A 19,420-nucleotide genomic window follows, 5' to 3' on the forward strand; every position below is an offset into this window, starting at 1 on the left:
ACCGGAGGTATCGGGGACCTGCTTAACAGTTACGAGAATTTTCATTTTCCTTTTACCTCCTACCTTACTTCACGCCCAGATTGCTGGCGATGACCATGCGCTGGACCTCGCTGGTGCCCTCGTAGATCTCGGTGATCTTGGCATCACGCATCATACGCTCTACCGGGTAATCCTTGGTGTAGCCATAGCCGCCGAAGAGCTGCACCACCTTGGTGGTGGTCTTCATGGCGTGCTCGGAGGTGAACAGCTTGGCCATAGCCGCCTGCTTGGTGTAGCGCTTGCCCTCGCCCTTGGCGATAGCGGCCTGATAGGTCAGCAGCCGCCCCGCCTCGCAGCCCAGCTCCATGTCAGCCAGCGTGAACTGGGTGTTCTGGAACTTGCTGATGGGCTTGCCGAACTGGACGCGCCCCTTGGTGTAGTTGATGGCCTCGGCCAGCGCGCCCTCGGCGATGCCCAGGGACTGGGCGGCGATGCCGATACGGCCGCCGTCCAAGGTCGCCATGGCGATGGAGAAACCCTTGCCCTCTACGCCCAGCAGATTCTCCTTGGGAACGATGCAGTCCTGGAACACGATCTCGGCGGTGGGGCTGCCGTGGAGTCCCAGCTTTTCCTCGTGCTTGCCCACGGAGAAGCCGGGGAAGCCGCTCTCCACAATGAAGGCGGAGATCCCCTTGGTGCCCTTGCTCTTGTCGGTCATGGCGAACACCACGAACACGTCGGCCACATAGCCGTTGGTGATGAATATCTTGCTGCCGTTCATCACATAGTGGTCGCCCTCCAGCTTCGCCTCCGTCTGTCCCTTGGAGGCGTCGGAGCCGGCGTTGGGCTCCGTCAGGGCGAACGCGCCCACATGGTGCCCGGTGGTCAGCATGGGCAGGTACTTCGCCTTCTGCTCGGCGGTGCCGTAGGTCATAATGGGGTCGCAGCACAGACCATTGTGGGTCGCCACGATGTCACCGGTGGAGGCGCACTGCTTGCTCAGCTCCTCGATGCACAGGGCACTTGCCAGCGGGTCGGCACCTGCGCCGCCGTATTCCTTGGGCACGCACATACCCATGACGCCCAACTTGAACAGCTTCTCAATGTTGTCGCGGGGGTACTCGCAGGTGCGGTCGGTCTCCGCCGCAATGGGCTTGACTTCCTTTTCCGTAAACTCCGCCATCATCTTGCGGATCAGCTGATGCTCACGGCTCAAATTGAAATCCATAGTCGTTCTCCTATTTTATTCCTTAAAGTGTTCGGTCACAGGGGCATCCAGCTGCCGCTGGCGGTGGCCAGCAGCTTGCCGGTGGCGGCATCGGTCAGCTCCGCCCGCTGGCGGATGAGGCTGCGCCCCGCCTTGACGATGTAGACGGTGAGGTATACCTCCATGCCGTAGTCCACGCCCCGGTGGAAGGATACCGTCATATCCGTGGTGGTGGCTTCGTTGTCCCCGGCGGTGAAGTTCGCCACCACGCCGAAGGCGGTGTCGAACATCCCCGCGATGGCGCCGCCGTGGATGCCGCCCTTTTCGTTGATCTGCCACGTCTGGGTGGGAAATGCGTAAATGACGGTCTGGTTTTCGTAGTCGCAGGACACCAGACGCGCCCGCATTTTCTCGTCAAAGCCGCCGTCGTGCAGGTTCAGATAGTGCTCCGACTTCTCCTGCACCAGCTGGAGCCACGCTTGCTTTTTATCCATGACACGCCTTTACTCCTGTATCCCGGCGATATTCTTCGCCAGCTTCTTCTTGCCCTGAATGTTGCCCTGGCGGGCGATCATCACCCGCTGCGCCTGGGGCGAGCCTGCGCCGTGCATGGACTCCGTGCGGTAGCCCACGGCGGCCGCGCCCAGACACATATTCTCCAGGAACCGCATCACCCGCTGGCGATCCTCCGTGCTGACGCCCTCGTGGGTGGCGAAATACTTATTGCAGATCTCGCCGATGGTCTCTCCCTCGCGTCCCACCACCGTGGCGGACTTGAAGTCCGTCTCGCTGGGCATGGTGACCATCAGCCCGCCGGCGATGTCCTCCGCCAGACGCACGATCTCATAGGGGAACCGGGTGACGTTCTGCTTACAGACGTTCGCCAGCAGCAGGTCGATCTGGTAGTTGCCCGCCTTAGTGGGGCAGCCCTCGCAGGAGCAGGCGATGCCGCAGGAATACAGCGTCTCGTTGAGATGGGTCATCTCAATGAGCTTGTCCTTGATGTGGCTGGCCTTCTCCACGCCGTTGTACTCGGCAGCCAGTGCCGCCGCACCGATGACCACGTCGCCCACGCCCACCTTGCAGCCGCCGTAGCTCTGGCGGTGATAGCCGGCGAAACGCTCCACCATCATACCGGCGAACTCGTACTCGCCGTTGAGGAAGATGTACTCATTGGGGATAAACACGTGGTCGAGGACCACCAGTGCCTCCTGCCCGCCGAATTTGGCGTTGCCCACGTCGATGCAGCCGTCCTCCATTTTGCGGGTGTCACAGGACTGGCGGCCGTAGATCATGTACAGCCCCTCGGCGTCGGTGGGGCAGGCGAAGGACGCGGCATAGTCCTTATCCGCCTCGCCCATGGCGATGGTGGGCATGAAGATATGCCAGTGGCTGTTGATGGAGCCGGTCTGGTGGCATTTCGCGCCGCAGACCACAATGCCGTCGTCGCGGCGTTCCACCACGTGGACGTACATATCCGGGTCGGTCTGCTCATGGGGTGCCTTGGAGCGGTCGCCCTTGGGGTCGGTCATGGCACCGTCCACGGTCAGATCGTTGTCCTGCACGTAGACAAGGAATTTCTTGAAGTTCTCGTGATAGCTCGTGCCGCACTTCTCGTCGATCTCGTAGGTGGTGGAGTATACGGCGTTGAAGGCGTCCATGCCCACGCAGCGTTGGAAGCAGGAGGCGGTCTTTTGCCCCAGCAGACGCTGCATTTTCACCTTCTTCACCAGATCGTCGGCGGACTGGTGGAGGTGGGTGAAGCGGTTGATCTTGTGGCCGGTCAGGCTGGAGGTGGCGGTCATCAGATCCTCGTACCGAGGATCCTGCGCCAGCGCGTAGGTCATGGCCACGCAGTTGATGGAGGGACGGATCATGGGGTGATCCACCCAGTTGTCGAGCTTTTCGCCGAACATATACACGCGGGTGTTCAGCTTACGCAGAGAGTCGATGTACTCTTTCGCGGTCATCAGTGCCATTGTCGATTCCTCCTTGTACTCAATATCAAGGTGCCTCTGCCTATGTTCTTCAATCACAACAGGACGGAGAACACAGGCATAAGGCGTAATGAGGCTTTGTGTTAAAATTCCAGGTAATGGGGCGGCATACCAGGGCACACGTCAGTGGTCAGACTGTGAGATGCCATGGGGTAACGCAGTCCCGCTTTCCACATAGCCTCCATGCCCTCGATGGCACGCACCAGATCGTCCGGCTTAAAGGTAACGCGCAGCTCCCACTCACCCGCCGCGCCAAACTTGCGGTCAGCAAAGGACGGAATTCCTAGACCGGGCTTCCCGGTTAGGAATGTATGGCACCAGGAGTCGGCACAGGTAGACTCGCCCACGAAGGTAAAGTGCAGTTTTTCATATCCCATATACTGCCATCCGGCGTAGAGCATGAAGGCCTGGGCTGAACTTGTATACAGTACGCATACATCAGGATCATTGATCTTACCTGCGTCCACAGGCGAGCACACCAGCGCATAATAACCGCTGGGGATACACTCCAGTGCAAGGTTGTGCGCTTTGGAGGATTCCAGTTCTTTGAACCACACCTTATTAAACATCTCTCCGCTGTACCACTTTTCATCTCGCTCAAAGAGTCCATTAATGCCGCGGCAATAATTCGCGTGGACGTTCTCGAACTTGCAGGCAGTTGTCCAGCCAAACTGGTGCGCCTGCCCTAAAACTACACAGGGGGGGTAATGCTTTTCATGTACACGTACCTTGGGGATCGACTTGAACTCTTCTTCCGTCTTGACCCACTTCATGCCAACAGGTGCCGTACCGTAACGGATCATTTTATTCAAACGGGCAATAATGTCGTTCCAATTATACTCTGCCATGTGAATCTTCCTTTCTTGTCTTAAAATGTAAGTTTTTCTTATTGTTCAGTTCAACACCTCACGGGGAAACTTCTGGCAGAAGAATTTTTCCCATGCCTCGATCAGCTCCTCGCGGAAATTGGGATGTGCGATATGGATCAGCGTTTGGGCCCGTTCGCGGATGCACTTTCCGCGCAAGGCGGCCACGCCGTATTCCGTTACCACATAGTCGATGTCCGTACGCGGAAGCGTTACGGGAGTACCTTCCCCCAAGAAGGGAACGATTTTGGATTTCTTACCGCCCTGCGCGGTGGACTGCAGCACGATCAGAGATTTTCCTCCGGGAGAGCGGGTGGCGCCGCGAACAAAATCCGTCTGTCCGCCGGTGCCGCTGATCTGCAGCTTACCGACGCTTTCAGAGGCTGCCTGCCCGTAAAAATCGATCTCCACGCAGGAGTTTATCGAAATCATCTTGTTGTTTTGGGCAATGATGGCGGCATCGTTCACATACGCACCGTCCATCAGCATAAAGGAGGGGTTGTCGTTGATGAAATCATACAGCTTTCGTGTTCCCATAGCGAAGGCAGCCACGGTTTTCCCACGGTGAAGTGTTTTTTTCCGGTTGTTGACCACACCAGCTTCAATCAGCTCCATCACACCATCGGAGATCATTTCGGAGTGGATGCCCAGATCATTTTTTTCCTGCAGGAATTTGCAAATCGCGTCCGGCAGACTGCCGATACCCAGCTGCAGGGTCGATCCGTCTTCTATCAGATCTGCGCAATTTTTGCCCAGCGCCATTTCCACATCAGAGATCACAGGACGCGGGATCTCGATCAGTGGGTCATTGCACGGGACAAAATATTGCACCTGACTAACGTGCACAAAGGTTTCGCCATGGACGCGGGGCATATTGGGGTTGACCTGCATAATGCGGATCGCAGCGCTGTCAAAGCCTGCCCGCTCGTAAGTCAGGTCGATGCCCAGTGAACAGTAGCCATGGGCGTCAGGCGGAGACATTTGTCCCACAAACACATCTACCTTGGGGAGCCGATTCATCAGAATATCGGCTACCTGGCTGAGACAACAGGGGGTCACGTCAATAAAGCCTTCGGAGATGCCCTGTTTGGTTTTTCCACCGCTGGCAAAGAAGGAATTGTGGTGGAAATGGTCCTTGTATTCCGGCCGGCAATATTCCAGACCGCCCACACCGATCATATGGATGATTTCTACATTCTGATAACGGTCAGCGTGTGCCAAAAGGGTGCGGATAATATGCGTCGGCTCTACTGCAGCATGGGAGAACACGACGGTATCACCACTGTGGATATAGGTGATGGCTTCCTCAGCGGTAACCGTGTTTTCTTGATAATGCTTATTCCAGTTAGTCATGGTATGCTTCTCCTTGTTCTTACAGAAGGATTGTTAGCGTAGCTTAGCTGATATGACAGGGCGCGGTATAAACGGGATACCGCGCCCTACCTCATGAGGAGTGAAGTCGTTCTTTGCCGAAGGATGGATCAGTCTTCCAGTGTTTTGAAGGCATCCGCCGCCAGCTTCTCATCCATGGGCGGGAAAACATACATGCCGATCACACAGAACAGAATGCTGACAACACCGCCGATGCTGCAGCACAGATATACCGAGCCGATGATCTTGGCGAAATACAGGATCAGGAAGGATGCGCAGCCCAAAACAGAACCCAGTGCAGCTGCCTTGGCAGAGGGGCGCTTGCTGAAAATGCCGATGACCACAGGGCCGGCCACCGCCGACATGATAGGTCCGGCAGCACCCCAGAGCATGGCAGTAAGGTTGGCGGGCTTATTAAATGCAATGGGTACCGCGATCAGACCAATAACAAAGGTCGAATACTTCAGGATATTCATCGTCGTCTTTTCGACCTTGGCATCGTCAATCTGAATACCCTTGGCGCGGCGGGCGGGAACAATCGTATTCTTATACAGTGTACAGCCGAGGATAGACGACACGTACAGCAGCACACCGTCCACGGTGGACATCATGGCCGCCATAATAACCACCAGGAACACCGCCGCAATGAACTTGGGGAAAACGAGGCTGACATAATAAGGAACAGCGCCATCCATGCCGGTGATCACATCGCCGATGCCTTCGGGAACCAGAACGCGAGTATAGGAGCCCACAAAGACTACGGAGCACATCAGGAACATCAGCAACGGTGCCAGCCAGCAGAAGGTCTTGACATCCTTGTCATTTTTAAGGTAAGTGGCCTTGTTGATAAGCTGCGGGTTCAGCGCCCACCAAAGGTGTGCCACAAACAGGCCGACCACGTATATCGGTGTGGGATAACCTGCATTGTTGGGGTTGAGACCCATGGCAAGGTTGGGATCGATCTCGGCCAGACGGGCAGGAACCTCCGTAATCACGTTGCCGAAGATGAAGATGCCGGAAACTGCCAGAATGACGCCCAGCACAGTCATCATCAGACCCTGGGCAATATTGGTGTAGATATGCGCATAGGAACCGCCCATGCAGATGTAGATGATAATAACAATGGCGGAGATCAGAACACCCATCTTATAGGAGATGGAGGGGATCATCTGGTTAATGATAATGCCTGCGCCCACCAGCTGGGAAGCGATAAACGCCACCTGTGCCAGTGAAACGATGGCCAGCCACACGCGAAGGCCCTGACTGTGATAGCGGTCAGCGATCCAGTCGGCCACTGTGGCGGATTGTTTCATGGAATTCATGCGGCGATAACGTCTGACGATGATCGCCATGATAATGCCGGCGCTGGTCCACTGGGAAGCCCAGAACCAGAAGTTCGTCAAGCCATAGGCGAAGCCCTGGCCGGCGACACCCAAGAAGGTGCCCGCGCTGGCAAATGTTGCTGCGAAGGTAATCGAAACATTAAACACGCTGACGTCACCGTTGGACGTTGCGTAACTGGTGGAGTCCGTAGCCCGCTTGCTGCCCAGATAGCCCAGAATGAGCATGGCAACAATATAAATGACCATCAGTACAATAAAGATATTCATGGTTGCTCTCCTTTTTCTTTCTCATTGTCTCTCACTTCTTCTTGTTGGGCAGCATGATATTGATAACAGCAATCAACACAACCCACGCGCACGCCTCAAAAATCAACCAATGCTCCAAAAAATTCATTGATGTCACCTCCTTCTATAGGTTTCACCCTGTATAGTAGCAAAAAGCGCGCCAATTACCGCCTATAGGCAATGATTGGACGCGCTTTTCCAGTTTTTCTGCATTTTAGCCAGAAATAAGCACCACGTTTTAGTTAAAATGTTGACAAATGTTTTTCTTTTAGGAGTGGATAATTTGCTTTACTTTCCAATTGCTGCGGAAAAGCATCTCGTCTTCAATCGGAACGTGCCATTTTTGGTGCGATGTGCGGCAATAATGGCACAATTATAGATGAAGCTTTTCTTCCGCCTGTTTTAGCCGCCGTGCAAACGTTGATGAAGACATCTGTAGCCTTGCGGCGGCCTTGCGAATACTCCCCTCTTCCTGCAAGGCATTCGTAAGATACTGATACTCAATATCCAGCAGGATGTCATCCAGGGGCCGCTCACCGTCGGCACAGGGTACGATATGCCCTTGCAGCAGGCACGAGAAGCTGTCTCGCGTCAGCCGGTCACCTTCGCTCATAACCACGGCTTCCTCCAGGCAATTCTTTAGTTCCCGCACATTGCCGGGAAAAGAATAGCTCTTCAGCACCTGAAAAGCGTCCGGCGTCAGTGTCTTATGAAAGCCGTATTTATTGTTCAGCTCTGTAATGAAATGCTGAATCAAAGGGAAAATATCATTTCTTCGCTCCCGTAGCGGCGGAATCTCCAACGAGACAACGCTGAGCCGGTAAAATAGATCTTCCCGAAATGTCTGTTCACGGATCATCTGCTTCAAATCACGGTTTGTGGCGGAAATGACGCGGACATTAATTTTTATTGGCGTTGTGCCACCCACGCGCAAAAGCTCCTGTTCCTGTAACACTCGCAGAAGCTTTGCCTGCATCAGCAGCGGCAACTCGCCAATCTCATCCAGAAATATCGTGCCGTTGTCCGCAACCTCAAACAATCCTCGTTTACCAGAGCTGCTGGCACCTGTGAATGCGCCTTTTTCATAACCAAATAGCTCACTCTCAATAAGGCTGGCGGATATGGCCGCACAATTCACTCGGATAAAGGGTCGGCTGTTCCGACTGCTCATGCGGTGGATATATTTTGCATACTCTTCCTTGCCAACGCCTGTTTCACCAGTGATCAGGACGCTGGTATCCACCTTTGCCACCTTGTTAGCGCGGTAAATAAGATTCAGCGTTTCAGGGTCGTTGGCAATAATTTCCGCCTGCGGCAGCAGCTCCTCCTGCATCCGCTTGATCTGATCACGATAGGTGGCGGCGACTTTTTGTGATTCCTCCAATTGTGCGCGCATCCGCTCGATCTCACAGAAGTCGCGGTTGTTGCTGACCACCATGGTCAATACGCCGTCTGTGAACACAGGCGTGCTGGTGGTATACGAAGTGCGGCCACTGCGGAGCAGATGCTGCTCTTTGGTGGCGCGCTGTTTTGTTTCCAGCGTCGCAAGGGTAGATGAATCTGAGATGACGGTGGATACCAGGTCGCGAATGTTGCGCCCCAGCACATCTTCGCGGTTGGTCTGGCTCAGCTGTTCCCAGGCACGATTGACCTTGATGATATCGCCGTTGCCGTTGGTTGCAAATAAGGTGTCAGCAGAGTTTTCAATGATCGCGTTGAGTTGCTGGTTGATGGTACGCTCCCGTTTCAATGCTGCCAGCAGCTCATCCTGATCGGGCAAAGGCCGTTCCGCTGTGAGAAAATCGTTCTGGTCGCAGATGGTGCAGCACTCATCCTTCGCCATAGGACACTTTTTGCATCGCATAGACGGAGCCTCCTGTCGCTTTGTCTTCTTTTTAACAGTATCATACTCTTTTACAGATTTCCAGCGTGTTTTTTTATTTTTGAAAAAATTTCCTATTTTCCTTTGAGCGGACCCTGCTTTGCCATAAAAACGCACGGCGCTCCAAAACGGTGGGCGCCGTGCAATTCTCTGCTGCTGCCTTATTTGTGAAGCCGCTGTGTGGATGGTGGTATCTGAAGCTGTGTGCGGTATTTTGCAACGGTGCGGCGCGAGATACAAATCCCCTCCGCCGTCAGCGCGGCTGCCAGCGCTTCATCGGAGATGGGCTGCCCAGGCGGTTCTTCGGCGATAAGCCGCTGTATCCGCTGGTGGATGGTCACAGGGGACAAGGAGCCAAACGGTCCGTGTGCGGCAGGCTGCGTAAACAAACTGCGCAGCGGAATAATTTTTGTCCGGAACAAAACATATTTTTCCTGTATCGCCCGACTGACTGTGGACGGGTTTACACCAAGGGCTCCCGCAACGTCTTGTATCGTCATGGGCTGCAAGGACTCTCCGCAGAAAAAGTCGTACTGGCGCTGTATGATCTCGGTCAGCAGACGGGTCAGCGTTCTCTTGCGGTTTTGCAGGCAGTCGATCAGTTCCTCCGCCCGCCGAAGCTTTTCTTTTAAGTATTCCGCCGCTGCCGCATCCTCTGTTTGCTGCAGCATAGCGCGGTATTGTTTGTCCATCGAAACACAAGGCATTGCCTGATGGTTGAGCTCCAGTGTGATGTTTCCGTCCTGAACCGTGATCACTGCGTCCGGCAAAATACAGCCGCCGCTTTCCCCAGTACCATAGCCCTGCGCTGGGATCGGGTTCAGTGCGGTGATGGCGGCAACAGCCTCCATCAGCGTTTTTTTGTCCACGCCCAGCCGTCTGGCCAGTTCTGGATAACGTCGCGCTGCCAGCAGTTCCAGACCGTTTTGTGCCACACCCAGCGTTACGGCATTGAAATTCTGTCCCTGTGCCAACTGCAAAACGAGACATTCGGACAGAGTGCGTGCGCCGACTCCGGTCGGCTCCAGCATTTGCACCGCGAACAGTGCCTGCTCCAGCAGTGAAACGGGAACCGCGAGTTCCTCCGCCAGCACCTCCAACGGGCAATCCAGATACCCGCGGCTGTCAAGGCAGTCGATCAAATAGCTACCCAGGCGGCGTGTCTGAGGATCCACCCATTTTGATTGCCCCAGCTGTTCGTGCAGATGCTCCTGCAAACTTTGGCCATGACTGTAGTCCTGCGGGGCAAAGGGGACCTGCATGGAGTGAGCGCCGCGGCAAAAAGGCACAGCATCTTCTACAGCTAACGTCACGGCATCTTTATCGCCAGCGGCTGTATCCGACAATAAATCAATGGACGACATGTCCACATCCAGCATGGGATTCTCCATCGCCTCGTCCTGCACATGAAGGAACAGATCATAAGCGGACATCTGCAGGCATTGCAGGGAATGCCGCATGACAGGTGCCAATACGGCTTGCTGCTTCTGCGACTGCTCAAAGCGCATATCGACACCTCCACCTTAATCACTGTTATCGCTACTCACTCGCATTATAACAAACCGGCTTTTGAAATGCAAGCGCAACAAAACACAGCCGTGTCAGGTGCCGCAGCATCGGGCAGAGAGAACCAATGTCTTCGATCTGACCGCAGATTAGTAGTCAAATAGTAGTCTGCGCGCCTCGCGGGTCATGTAATCGGATGCAGCGGCTCCCATTTTCAGCATACACGAACCGCATACTTCACGCGATTCCCGTGCTGTGTCGATTTGAGCAACCCCAGCTTTTCAAGCTTCTTCTTTTCTGCCGCATAATTAAATCCCATATATGGTTCCTCCGTATTCTGAAATTTGGTTGGCTGCAAATCTTAGAAACGGGTGGCGGGCCGCGGCAGCAGGGCATCCTATTTGCGTTTTTGTTCTGAGCGTAGCTTTTGTTAAGAACTAATGCGTCATACTTGAGATATGCTCCGCTATCTGCGTTTGGAAGGTGATTTAAAACCCAATGTCTACTTCCAACCCGCAGGATGGCTGTCTCATATTGACGCGCTCAAAATGAGCGGTGTTCTTACACACAGAGAGTGCATAAGACCTCCTTTCCGGACGGAAAGGAGATCCCTGTTGTAAGCATGACAAGTCTCCCGCCAATCCAGCCGTTTTTTTATATGGCCGGATTACCGGAACATATGGCACCATTAGTTCCAAAATATAACTACGAATACGACATTCTCTGTTTCGGCGTCTCCCGATAGAATATAGCTGGAGGTGAACTGAGAGTGTTCGAAAAAGATGAAGCAAAAATAACGGACAAGATGGGCCTGATCTTAAAAGGAATCCGGTTGCAGAAAGGTTTTTCCCGTGAAATCATCGCAGAACGCGCCAAAATTGGCGTGCGGCACTTGGCGGCAATCGAAAATGAACAACGTGCGCCAAGTATCGAGGTGTTCTGTCGGATCGTGCGGGCTTTGGGAATCTCCGCTGACCGAGTGGTTTATCCAGAAGATGAGGTAGAAGAATCAGAAGAGGTTCAGCTTGTCCGGCTTATTCGCGCCTGCGATGTGCGAGATCGCGCCGCGATTAAAGCCATGGTGGAGGCTCTGCTGTACAGCAGAGAGGAGACTTCTCGGGCAGGTGAGACGAATGCCTGTGCTGTCTGATTGGTCAATTTACAAAAAATGAAGCAGCGGCAGGATGTATGATCCGACCGCTGCTTCGCTGCATTCATAGGGACACAGCGGAGGGCGCAAAGGACGATATTGTTGACCTTCCTTTGCACGATCCGCTGCCTTCTGCAGAGACATACCGGCAAACAAACGAACAGGTGGCTCCTCTTTTCCTGATCACACTGCGTCCTGTGCATCATGCGCTTTTGATGGACTTCTTGAACAGAGTTCCTCGACTAATCAATGAAATATGTGAGGAGGATTCATTCTGTTAAGGAGAGGCCGAGTGCTCTGTCAAGCGGTGATCGCGCTGCCGCCGCACAGGATCGTTTTACCGGTTCGGTGTATGGATCGCTCTTTTCTCTACATTCAGCGCGGCCTCCCGCAGCGTTTCGGTGACGGTGGGATGACTATGAATGGTAGAGATCAGTTCATCCACCGTGGCCTCCAACCGGATGGCCAGCGCGCCCTCGGAAATGAGGTCTGTGGCTCGTGGTCCTATGATATGCATACCCAGAATTTCGCCGTATTTCGCTCCGGCGATGAGCTTTACCAGACCCTCTCCGCCATTGAGGATCAGTGCCTTTCCGTTGGCACTCATGGGGAACTTACCCACCTTGTATGCGATGCCCTTGGCCTTGCACTGCTCCTCCGTGAGTCCCACAGAGGCAGCCTCCGGCTCAATATAGACGCAGGTGGGGTTGGTGGATTCATCACAGTGCACCTCATGGCCGCAGATGTTCTCTGCCGCCACCTCGCCCATGGCGGAGGCAGTGTGCGCCAGCTGGGCATAGCCCATGACACAGTCGCCGATGGCATACACGCCGGGGACGCTAGTCTCCATCTTGTCATTGACCTTGATGCGACCGCGGTCGTTGTCGAGTTTACCGGCATCGAGGTCGAGCATGGCGGTATTGGCTTTGCGGCCGATGGCCACCAGCACCTTCTCCGCCTCAAAGCTGACAGTTTCACCAGCCTTGTTTTTGCAGATGACCTTGGCACCCACAGAGCTACTTTCCACCGCCTGCACCGGGCATTCCAGATGGAACTCCATACCCATCTTCTTCATGTGCTCTACGCCGATTTTGGTGAGGTCGCCGTCCAGCATGGGCAGCATGTGATCCATGGCCTCCACCACGGTGATCTTGGTACCGAAGGCGGCATAGGCGCAGGCCAGCTCAAGGCCGATGACGCCGCCGCCGATGACCACCATGGACTTCGGCAGAACCTTGAGACTCAATGCGCCGGTGGAGTCGATGCAGTTGGGGTTTTCCTTCAGGCCGGGGATGGGAGGCGTGGAGTTGACGGAGCCGGCGGAGATAATAATGGCATCCGCTGTCATTTCCTCGTGGGAGCCGTCCGCCTTTTTGACGCTCAGCTTTTTGGGAGCGGTAAAAGCGGCCTTTCCATCGATGACGGTGACCTTGTTCATTTTCAGCAGGCTTCTGACACCGCCCGTGAGCTTTTTGGAGATGTCGTTCTTATGGGCGATGACTTGGGGGAAATCCACCTCCACGCCGGTGACCTTCACGCCGATGTCCTTGCCCTGATTTTTGATGTCCTCCACCAGCTCGGCACTATGGAGCAGGCACTTGGTTGGGATGCAGCCGATATTCAGGCAGGTGCCGCCCAAATGCTCTTTCTCAATGAGCGTGACCATCCTTCAGCTCGAAAAGCTCCAGCTTGTGTGCCATTGCCTGAAACTGTGCGGCCTCGCCGGTGTCGAAGCTGTCCAGCCGTTTGGCGAGGTAATTCAGCTCCTCCACATTGACCGTGAGCATCTCCGTGCGCTTGAGGACAGTATAGAAGCTGTCGATCTTTTCCACCTTGCAGTCCGCCTTGACCGCGTCGCCGATCTCCAACGCCGCCAGCAGCTCCAGGCAGCGCGCGTACTGGTCGTTGGGGATAGGGAACGGGATGGTCGCCACACCATATTCCGGGTGGCTGGGATTACTGAGAACCGCTTGAATCATATTTGCTTCTCCTTTCTATTTCTTCCATATCTGTGCGCAGACAGCCTCCACCCCGGTGCCAACAGACAATACCGTGGGCGGGATACGGGCATCCACGGCATCTTTCGTTCTCGGTGCAAAACACCAGCTCCGGCGGCATCGGCACAAATGCCGTGCAGGTGCGTTTGTCTACGCTGCGTCTGATCCCATCGCTCATATGTTCCTCCTTTCGGGTCACGCCCGATTATTTGTCCTGAAAATGCAAAAGAGCGCTGGTTCGATGGTTCTACGAAACCAACAAACCGACGCTCTAAACTTTGTGAAACTTTTTATGAAAAAAGCCCCCTTTTGCGTGGGACTTCCTCGTACAAAAGGGGGCTTCATCCGATTATTTCGCCAGAAAACAGGAAAAGAGAGGTTCAAATCACGTTGAACCCCTCTCAGACGGCGCTGACATCCATGCTTGAAACCGTTGAAAATGGGGTGTGAAAAAACCGGAAAGGCTTGATGCCACGCGGTTTTCACCACAGAGTCGGAGTTATCAGGCCGTCAAGCCGGAAAGCCCTGCGGCGCAAGGGCTTGGTTGAGATTGCACAAATTTCCGCCATTTTGAAGAAAAGCCACAGAATCCTTGTGGGGCAGGGCTTCCGAGATTTTTCGCGGTAGTAGTCAAATAGCAGTCTGGTCAACAAAGAATTGACATGTTCATGTCGGCTATATGGCTCCGTTTACTTTCGGTACTCAATCGGATTATCCTCAGTTTCGTGAATCTTTCGGGCATATTCCAGGAGCTCCGCTTCAAAGGTACGGCATATTTCCAAATCCTGCGTACTGCTTCTCAAGCTGCGCAGCAGGTAGACGCACCACGGCTCCGGCTGCTCCTCCAGCGTGTAGATCTGCAGCGGCATCAGCCGCGCCAGCTCATAGGCGGAGCTGACGGGAATCAGCGCCCAGTAATCTCCATGCTGGAGAAAAGACCGTACGCCGGACGCGGTATTGATCTGCACATGACATCGGTTATCACTGCCGAACCACTTCTTTCTCCACAGGATCAGACCGTTGAAATCGCCGCCGATAAAGCGGACCTCCCGCTCCGGATCCAACTCACTGGGGCTGATGGGATGCGGCGGCTTCGGTGACTCCGCACGGCGGACGATACACAGGGGCTGCCGATCGATACACCGGACAGCCAAGCCTCCCTGTAGGGACTCATAGGACGCGAAACCGAAATCCGCCAGTTCCTTGGAGACCAGATCATACGTGTCTTTGGAGTCGCACACCTTTATCTGTATCTTCTTTTCCGGATGCCGTTCGGTGTATTGCCGCAAGAACTCGTCCAGCAGACGGTCGTAGGTGCTTCCGTTGGTGGCGATGCGAACGACAGAAAGCGCCTTTTCTTTTACCGCCTCCGTCTCCTCCAGTAGCAGCTTCCACCGCTCCGCCACCGAGATGAACTCCTCCCCCTGCCGCGTCAGCTCCACACTGCGCTGGCCCTTGGAGCGCAGCACCAGCTGGCAGCCCATCTCCTCCTCCAGTGCCTTCAGCCGGCTGCTGACCGCTGACTGGGACAGATACAGGTTTTCCGCCGTCTTTGAGATATTGCGGCAGCGCACCAATTCCAGAAAGATTGTGATATCCTTATGATCCATGGCAGACTCTCCTCCTGTGCGGTATGCTATCGATTTTATTATATCCGTAAAGTGCGTAAATGGCAATGCAAAAAGACCCGCTGTCGCGGGTCTTTTCGTTTTGTGCAAAGGAAAACATAATTGCTGTTATGCGTTGGCCGTCTCTTCCGGCTTCTCAAACCTGCGGCCGATTCCGGTAAGAATACTCAGCAGGAAGATAAGCATCAGTCCCCAGCAGTGGAAGTTATAGGGGATAATATCCAAGAAAGAGAAGTTGGGATCCACGCCATCGATGGCCAGCGCCACACCCAGAGACACCAGCGTGGGATTGCCGTGGGGCATCAGACCGGTAGCGCCGCAGGCCACGCCGTCCAGAATGTTGGCGCCGCGGCAGCGGTCGATGTGGAATGCCTTGGTGATGCGGCGCACCAGAGAGCCGAAGAACACGATGGCGATGCCGCTGCCGCCGGTGACGACGGAGCCGAGAGCGGCCGCCAGATAGCAGATCAGTTCACCGGAGCGGGGAGATTTGCAGTGCTTCATCAAGCTGACGGTCAGGCCATCGAAGGCGCCGCTGCTGTTGAGGATCTCCAGCAGCTGGAACAGCAGGGTCACATACAGCACCAGCGTCATCATGCCGGACATACCGGCCACGATGGGGCCGTCGTTGGCAAACATCTTCGCCGGTGCAATGGTGCCCAGTACCAGATTCAGCACAATACCGCTGAGGTTACAGAGGATCAGGGTGCCCATGAGATCCCAACCCTTACGCATAAGAATGACCATGAGCACAGGGAGTACCAGCAGGAACAGAGACTTGGCGGTGCTGCCGTCCAGCTCCAGATCAGCGGGGATATTGGCGTCCTGCGTCAGACCCACAACGGCAAAGAGTACCGCAGCAACAGCGCCGGAGATAGCGGCATAGGGAAAACGGGTACGAACCACCTGAGAGATGTCCGCCTCCTGTGTCAGGGCGGATGAGATAGTGGTGTCGGAAATAGGAGCCAGATTGTCGCCGAAGATGGCGCCGGAGATGATAGCGCCGCACATCAGGCCCATGTTGATGCCCAAACCGTGGGCCAGCGGTAACAGCACCGGCGCGACAGCGGCCACCGAACCGGTGGAGGTGCCGCAGGAGGTGGAGATGAGCACGCAGGTCAGGAATGCGATCATGGGTATCCATCCGGCATTCAGGCCCAGGCGGGTGATTCCCCAGATCAGGGCATCAATCAAACCGCTTTGCCGTAGGAGTTGCGCCAGCATACCGGCCATGATATAGGCCATGATGATGGTGCCCAACATAGGGTTCTGAAGTCCCTTCAGCGTGATCTTGCCGTAGTTTTTCTTATCCTTGGCCAACAGGAAGCCCAGTGCCAGAGCAAAGAAGGTAATACCTGTGAGGCGGGCCAATCCGCCGCCGCCGATGATGGTGCTGACAAGCATACCCACCAGCATGAACAGGACAGGCAGCCACACGCCGATCTTTCCGCCGTAGAATCCTGATTCTTTTTTCATAGGGGAAACCTCCATTTCTTTTGTTCTCCTCTCGTTTATTTGCAGGAGCCTCCACTCCTGATGGTCAGCTTTGCTGGAGCTTCAGCAGCGCGTCGGTGATCTTCTGCGCAGCCCGCTCCAGATCCTCGGTAGCGTTGGCAAAGGAGAAGCGCATGCAGCAGGCCATCTCCTCGCCGTAGGCGCTACCGGGCATGCCTACCACGCCCGCGTTCTCCAGCAGGTACTCACACATTTGGGTGGAGTCCATGCCGCCGATATCGAAGAATACCCATGCGTAGAAGGCCCCCTCCGGCTTCAGGCAGCGGACGCCGGGGATCTTGTTCAGCGCGCCGGTGAACATATCGCGGCGATAGGCGTAGGTCTTGCGCATCTGCTCGGTCTCATACTCGCAGCTAAATGCCTCTACGGCGCCCTTCTGCAAAAAACCGCTCATGCAGGACAGGCTGTGCTGATACAGCTTATAGGCCACGTCGTAAATCGCCTTGGGTGCCGCCAAATAGCCCATGCGCCAGCCGGTCATGGCTGCGCTCTTGGAAAAGCCGTTCATGGTGGCGACACGGTCATGGATAGAGGGATAGGCGCCCATGCTGATGCTCTTTGCCCCATCGTAGACCAACTTCTCATACACCTCGTCGCTGAGCATGTACACCTGCGGATGGCGCAGCATAAAGGCCTCCAGAATATCGGCCTCGTCCTTGTGAAGAATGCGTCCGGTGGGGTTGTTGGGGTAGTTGATGATGATAAGGCGGGTCTTGTCGGTGCAGGCGGCCTCCAGCGCCTCGGCGGTGATGTGATAATCCTGTTTGTAGTCCAGCTTTACCTTGACGGTCACACCGCCCGCCGCCTGAATGATCGGCTCATAGGATACCCATGAGGGATCCAATACCAGCACTTCGTCACCCTCGTTGAGAATTGCCTGTACCGCCAGATAGATGGCGTTCTTGCCGCCGGGCGTCACCAAGATGCAGTTGGCATCATAGTCCAAGCTATTCTCCTCCCGCAGCTTTTTCTGAATGGCCTGACGTAGCTCTGGCAGACCGGGGCCCACCACATAGTGGGTATATCCCTCCGTCAGGCTGCGAATGGCCGCCATGGAAATACGGTCAGGTGTGGCAAAGTCCGGCTCACCGCCCGCCAGGCCGATAACAGTGGGATCAGTTTTCTGCATCTCCTTGGCGCGTGCCATCAGCACCATGGAGGCAGAGGGCTTCATGCTTTCAATACGATGGTTCATGGTGATCTCCTCCTTCTTATTTCAGCTTCTGTGCCATGTCCCACAGCAGACTCTCAGAGGGCGCCTTGCGGTCAATGGCGGACACTTCGGCAATAAGCTTCAGCAGGGATACTCCCTCCTCCTGTGCCACCCTGCGGAACATGGGCAGGAACGAAGAATGACATCCGGTAAGCCCCAGCATCAGCTCCACAGGGTTCACGGCCACGCGGTAGTGATACGGCTCCATAGCGGGGATCAAGTCGTCCTCCAGATAGTGCAACAGACCGTACAGATCCACCTCCGACAGATAGCCCTCCTTCTTCAGGGTGGCGGCGGCCAGTTCAGTGGCGCAGTTACCGGCACTGCGGGCCATACCCAGCAGGCCGCAGTCGATCTCGTCGGCACCGGCTGCCACGGCAGCCAGCGCGTTGGCCTGAGACAGCCCCAGATTGCTGTGACCATGAAAGCCTACAGGAATCGTCACAGAGTCCTTCAGCGCCTTGACATATTCCGTGGTCTGGTCGGGAAACATGGTTCCGGCAGAGTCCATGATGGTAATGCGGTCTACACCGGCGTCCTGCAGGAGTTTTGCCTCCTTTGCCAGCTCCGCCGCCGGAAGAACGTAACCCTTCATCAGCGAGTAGCGACAGGTAAGTCCCGCTTCCTTTACAGCTGCCACCGCCTTGACAGAGCCTGCGCCGTCACCGGCATCAGCGCCCACCCGCAGGAAATACAGACCTGCGTCGGCAGCGCCGCGAACCAGTTCTTTATCCGCCAGCTTTGCCAGCATAAACATACCGATACGTCCACGAGACAGGTAGGGCTGCACCGCCTCGAAATACTCCTCGTCACTGGGTGCTTGCTTAGCATCCGCCTTGGCGTAAGCGCCAAGACCCTTGCAGTTGCCGCATTCAATATCCGGAATACCTGCCTCCAGCAGCGCACCGATGATGCTTTGGGTCAACGAAATAGGAAAACCATGACCCACCACATTGCCACCGTCGCGCAGGGTATTGTCAAAAAGCCTGACCATAACAATGCCTCCTCGTTTTTATCTGTTGTTGATAAATGCATGCATATTTTACTGATTTACTTATAGCATAATTTCAAATATATTAAAAGTTTTAATTTCCTGCAAATAATATCACGTATTTTGATATTATCCTTTGGATATGAGATAGTAGTCGGAGTTATCAAGCCGTCAAGCCGGAAAGCCCTGCAGGGCAAGGGTTTGGTTGGTGTTACACAAATTTCCGCCATTCTGAAGAAAAACCTCGGAAGCCTTACAGGGCAAGACTTCCGAGGTTTTTTGCGGTAGTAGTCAAATAGCAGTCTGAGCACTTCACAGGTCATGCGGCTCAGATGCAGCGGCTCCCGTTTTCAGCACACACAAACCGCATACTTCACACGATTCCCGTACTGTGTCGATTTGAGCAGTCCCAGTTTTTCAAACTTCAACACAAAGCTGCGGATCGTCGCGTAAGCGGCGTTCCCGAAGTCCTTTTCCAACTGCTTGGTGG

At 55.0% G+C, this 19,420-nt stretch carries 15 protein-coding genes; 1 reads left to right on the forward strand and 14 read right to left on the reverse strand.

Annotated features, from left to right (window positions below; genetic code table 11):
• Positions 1-64 precede the first annotated feature (64 nt).
• From ACOMDU_RS13225 to rpoN, 8 genes are all read right to left on the reverse strand, one after another.
• A complete protein-coding gene (locus tag ACOMDU_RS13225) occupies positions 65-1,207 on the reverse strand; it encodes an acyl-CoA dehydrogenase (RefSeq protein ID WP_421130631.1) in 1,143 nt (380 codons plus the stop codon).
• A 35-nt stretch (positions 1,208-1,242) separates the two neighbouring features.
• Positions 1,243-1,680, reverse strand: a complete 438-nt coding sequence (locus tag ACOMDU_RS13230) for a PaaI family thioesterase (RefSeq protein WP_421130632.1) — start codon at positions 1,678-1,680, stop codon at positions 1,243-1,245.
• A 9-nt stretch (positions 1,681-1,689) separates the two neighbouring features.
• Complete coding sequence (locus ACOMDU_RS13235) at positions 1,690-3,165, reverse strand: 4-hydroxyphenylacetate 3-hydroxylase family protein (RefSeq protein WP_421130633.1); 1,476 nt, start codon at positions 3,163-3,165, stop codon at positions 1,690-1,692.
• 101 nt (positions 3,166-3,266) lie between these two features.
• The gene (locus ACOMDU_RS13240; RefSeq protein ID WP_421130634.1) at positions 3,267-4,031 is read right to left on the reverse strand and encodes a DUF169 domain-containing protein; all 765 of its coding nucleotides are present in this window, start codon (positions 4,029-4,031) and stop codon (positions 3,267-3,269) included.
• A 45-nt stretch (positions 4,032-4,076) separates the two neighbouring features.
• Entirely contained in the window at positions 4,077-5,402 is a 1,326-nt protein-coding gene (locus ACOMDU_RS13245) for an acetyl-CoA hydrolase/transferase family protein (RefSeq protein ID WP_421130635.1), read from the reverse strand.
• Positions 5,403-5,530: 128 nt separating this feature from the next.
• Complete coding sequence (locus ACOMDU_RS13250; RefSeq protein ID WP_421130636.1) at positions 5,531-7,030, reverse strand: sodium:solute symporter family protein; 1,500 nt, start codon at positions 7,028-7,030, stop codon at positions 5,531-5,533.
• Between the two features lie 391 nt (positions 7,031-7,421).
• A complete protein-coding gene (locus tag ACOMDU_RS13255) occupies positions 7,422-8,912 on the reverse strand; it encodes a sigma-54 interaction domain-containing protein (protein WP_421130637.1) in 1,491 nt (496 codons plus the stop codon).
• Positions 8,913-9,091: 179 nt separating this feature from the next.
• Positions 9,092-10,438, reverse strand: coding sequence for an RNA polymerase factor sigma-54 (gene rpoN, locus ACOMDU_RS13260; RefSeq protein ID WP_421130638.1), 1,347 nt, complete (start codon positions 10,436-10,438; stop codon positions 9,092-9,094).
• Between the two features lie 767 nt (positions 10,439-11,205).
• Here rpoN and ACOMDU_RS13265 point away from each other — a divergent pair.
• Entirely contained in the window at positions 11,206-11,586 is a 381-nt protein-coding gene (locus tag ACOMDU_RS13265; protein ID WP_421130639.1) for a helix-turn-helix domain-containing protein, read from the forward strand.
• Between the two features lie 337 nt (positions 11,587-11,923).
• On the opposite strand, the gene lpdA is transcribed toward ACOMDU_RS13265, so the two are convergent.
• The 6 genes from lpdA to ACOMDU_RS13295 form a co-directional block, all read right to left on the reverse strand.
• The gene (lpdA, locus tag ACOMDU_RS13270) at positions 11,924-13,252 is read right to left on the reverse strand and encodes a dihydrolipoyl dehydrogenase (protein ID WP_421130640.1); all 1,329 of its coding nucleotides are present in this window, start codon (positions 13,250-13,252) and stop codon (positions 11,924-11,926) included.
• The gene (locus ACOMDU_RS13275) at positions 13,236-13,565 is read right to left on the reverse strand and encodes a hypothetical protein (RefSeq protein ID WP_421130641.1); all 330 of its coding nucleotides are present in this window, start codon (positions 13,563-13,565) and stop codon (positions 13,236-13,238) included. The genes lpdA and ACOMDU_RS13275 overlap by 17 nt, the downstream gene beginning before the upstream one ends.
• A 707-nt stretch (positions 13,566-14,272) precedes the next feature.
• Entirely contained in the window at positions 14,273-15,193 is a 921-nt protein-coding gene (locus ACOMDU_RS13280) for a LysR family transcriptional regulator (RefSeq protein WP_421130642.1), read from the reverse strand.
• Between the two features lie 126 nt (positions 15,194-15,319).
• On the reverse strand, positions 15,320-16,687 hold the full coding sequence (locus tag ACOMDU_RS13285) for a Na+/H+ antiporter NhaC family protein (protein ID WP_421130643.1): 1,368 nt from the start codon (positions 16,685-16,687) through the stop codon (positions 15,320-15,322).
• Between the two features lie 64 nt (positions 16,688-16,751).
• Entirely contained in the window at positions 16,752-17,921 is a 1,170-nt protein-coding gene (locus ACOMDU_RS13290) for a pyridoxal phosphate-dependent aminotransferase (RefSeq protein ID WP_421130644.1), read from the reverse strand.
• A gap of 16 nt (positions 17,922-17,937) precedes the next feature.
• Positions 17,938-18,933, reverse strand: a complete 996-nt coding sequence (locus ACOMDU_RS13295) for a beta/alpha barrel domain-containing protein (protein ID WP_421130645.1) — start codon at positions 18,931-18,933, stop codon at positions 17,938-17,940.
• Between the last annotated feature and the right edge of the window lie 487 nt (positions 18,934-19,420).

The organism is Vescimonas sanitatis (genome assembly GCF_049060325.1).
Lineage (GTDB): Bacteria > Bacillota > Clostridia > Oscillospirales > Oscillospiraceae > Vescimonas > Vescimonas sanitatis.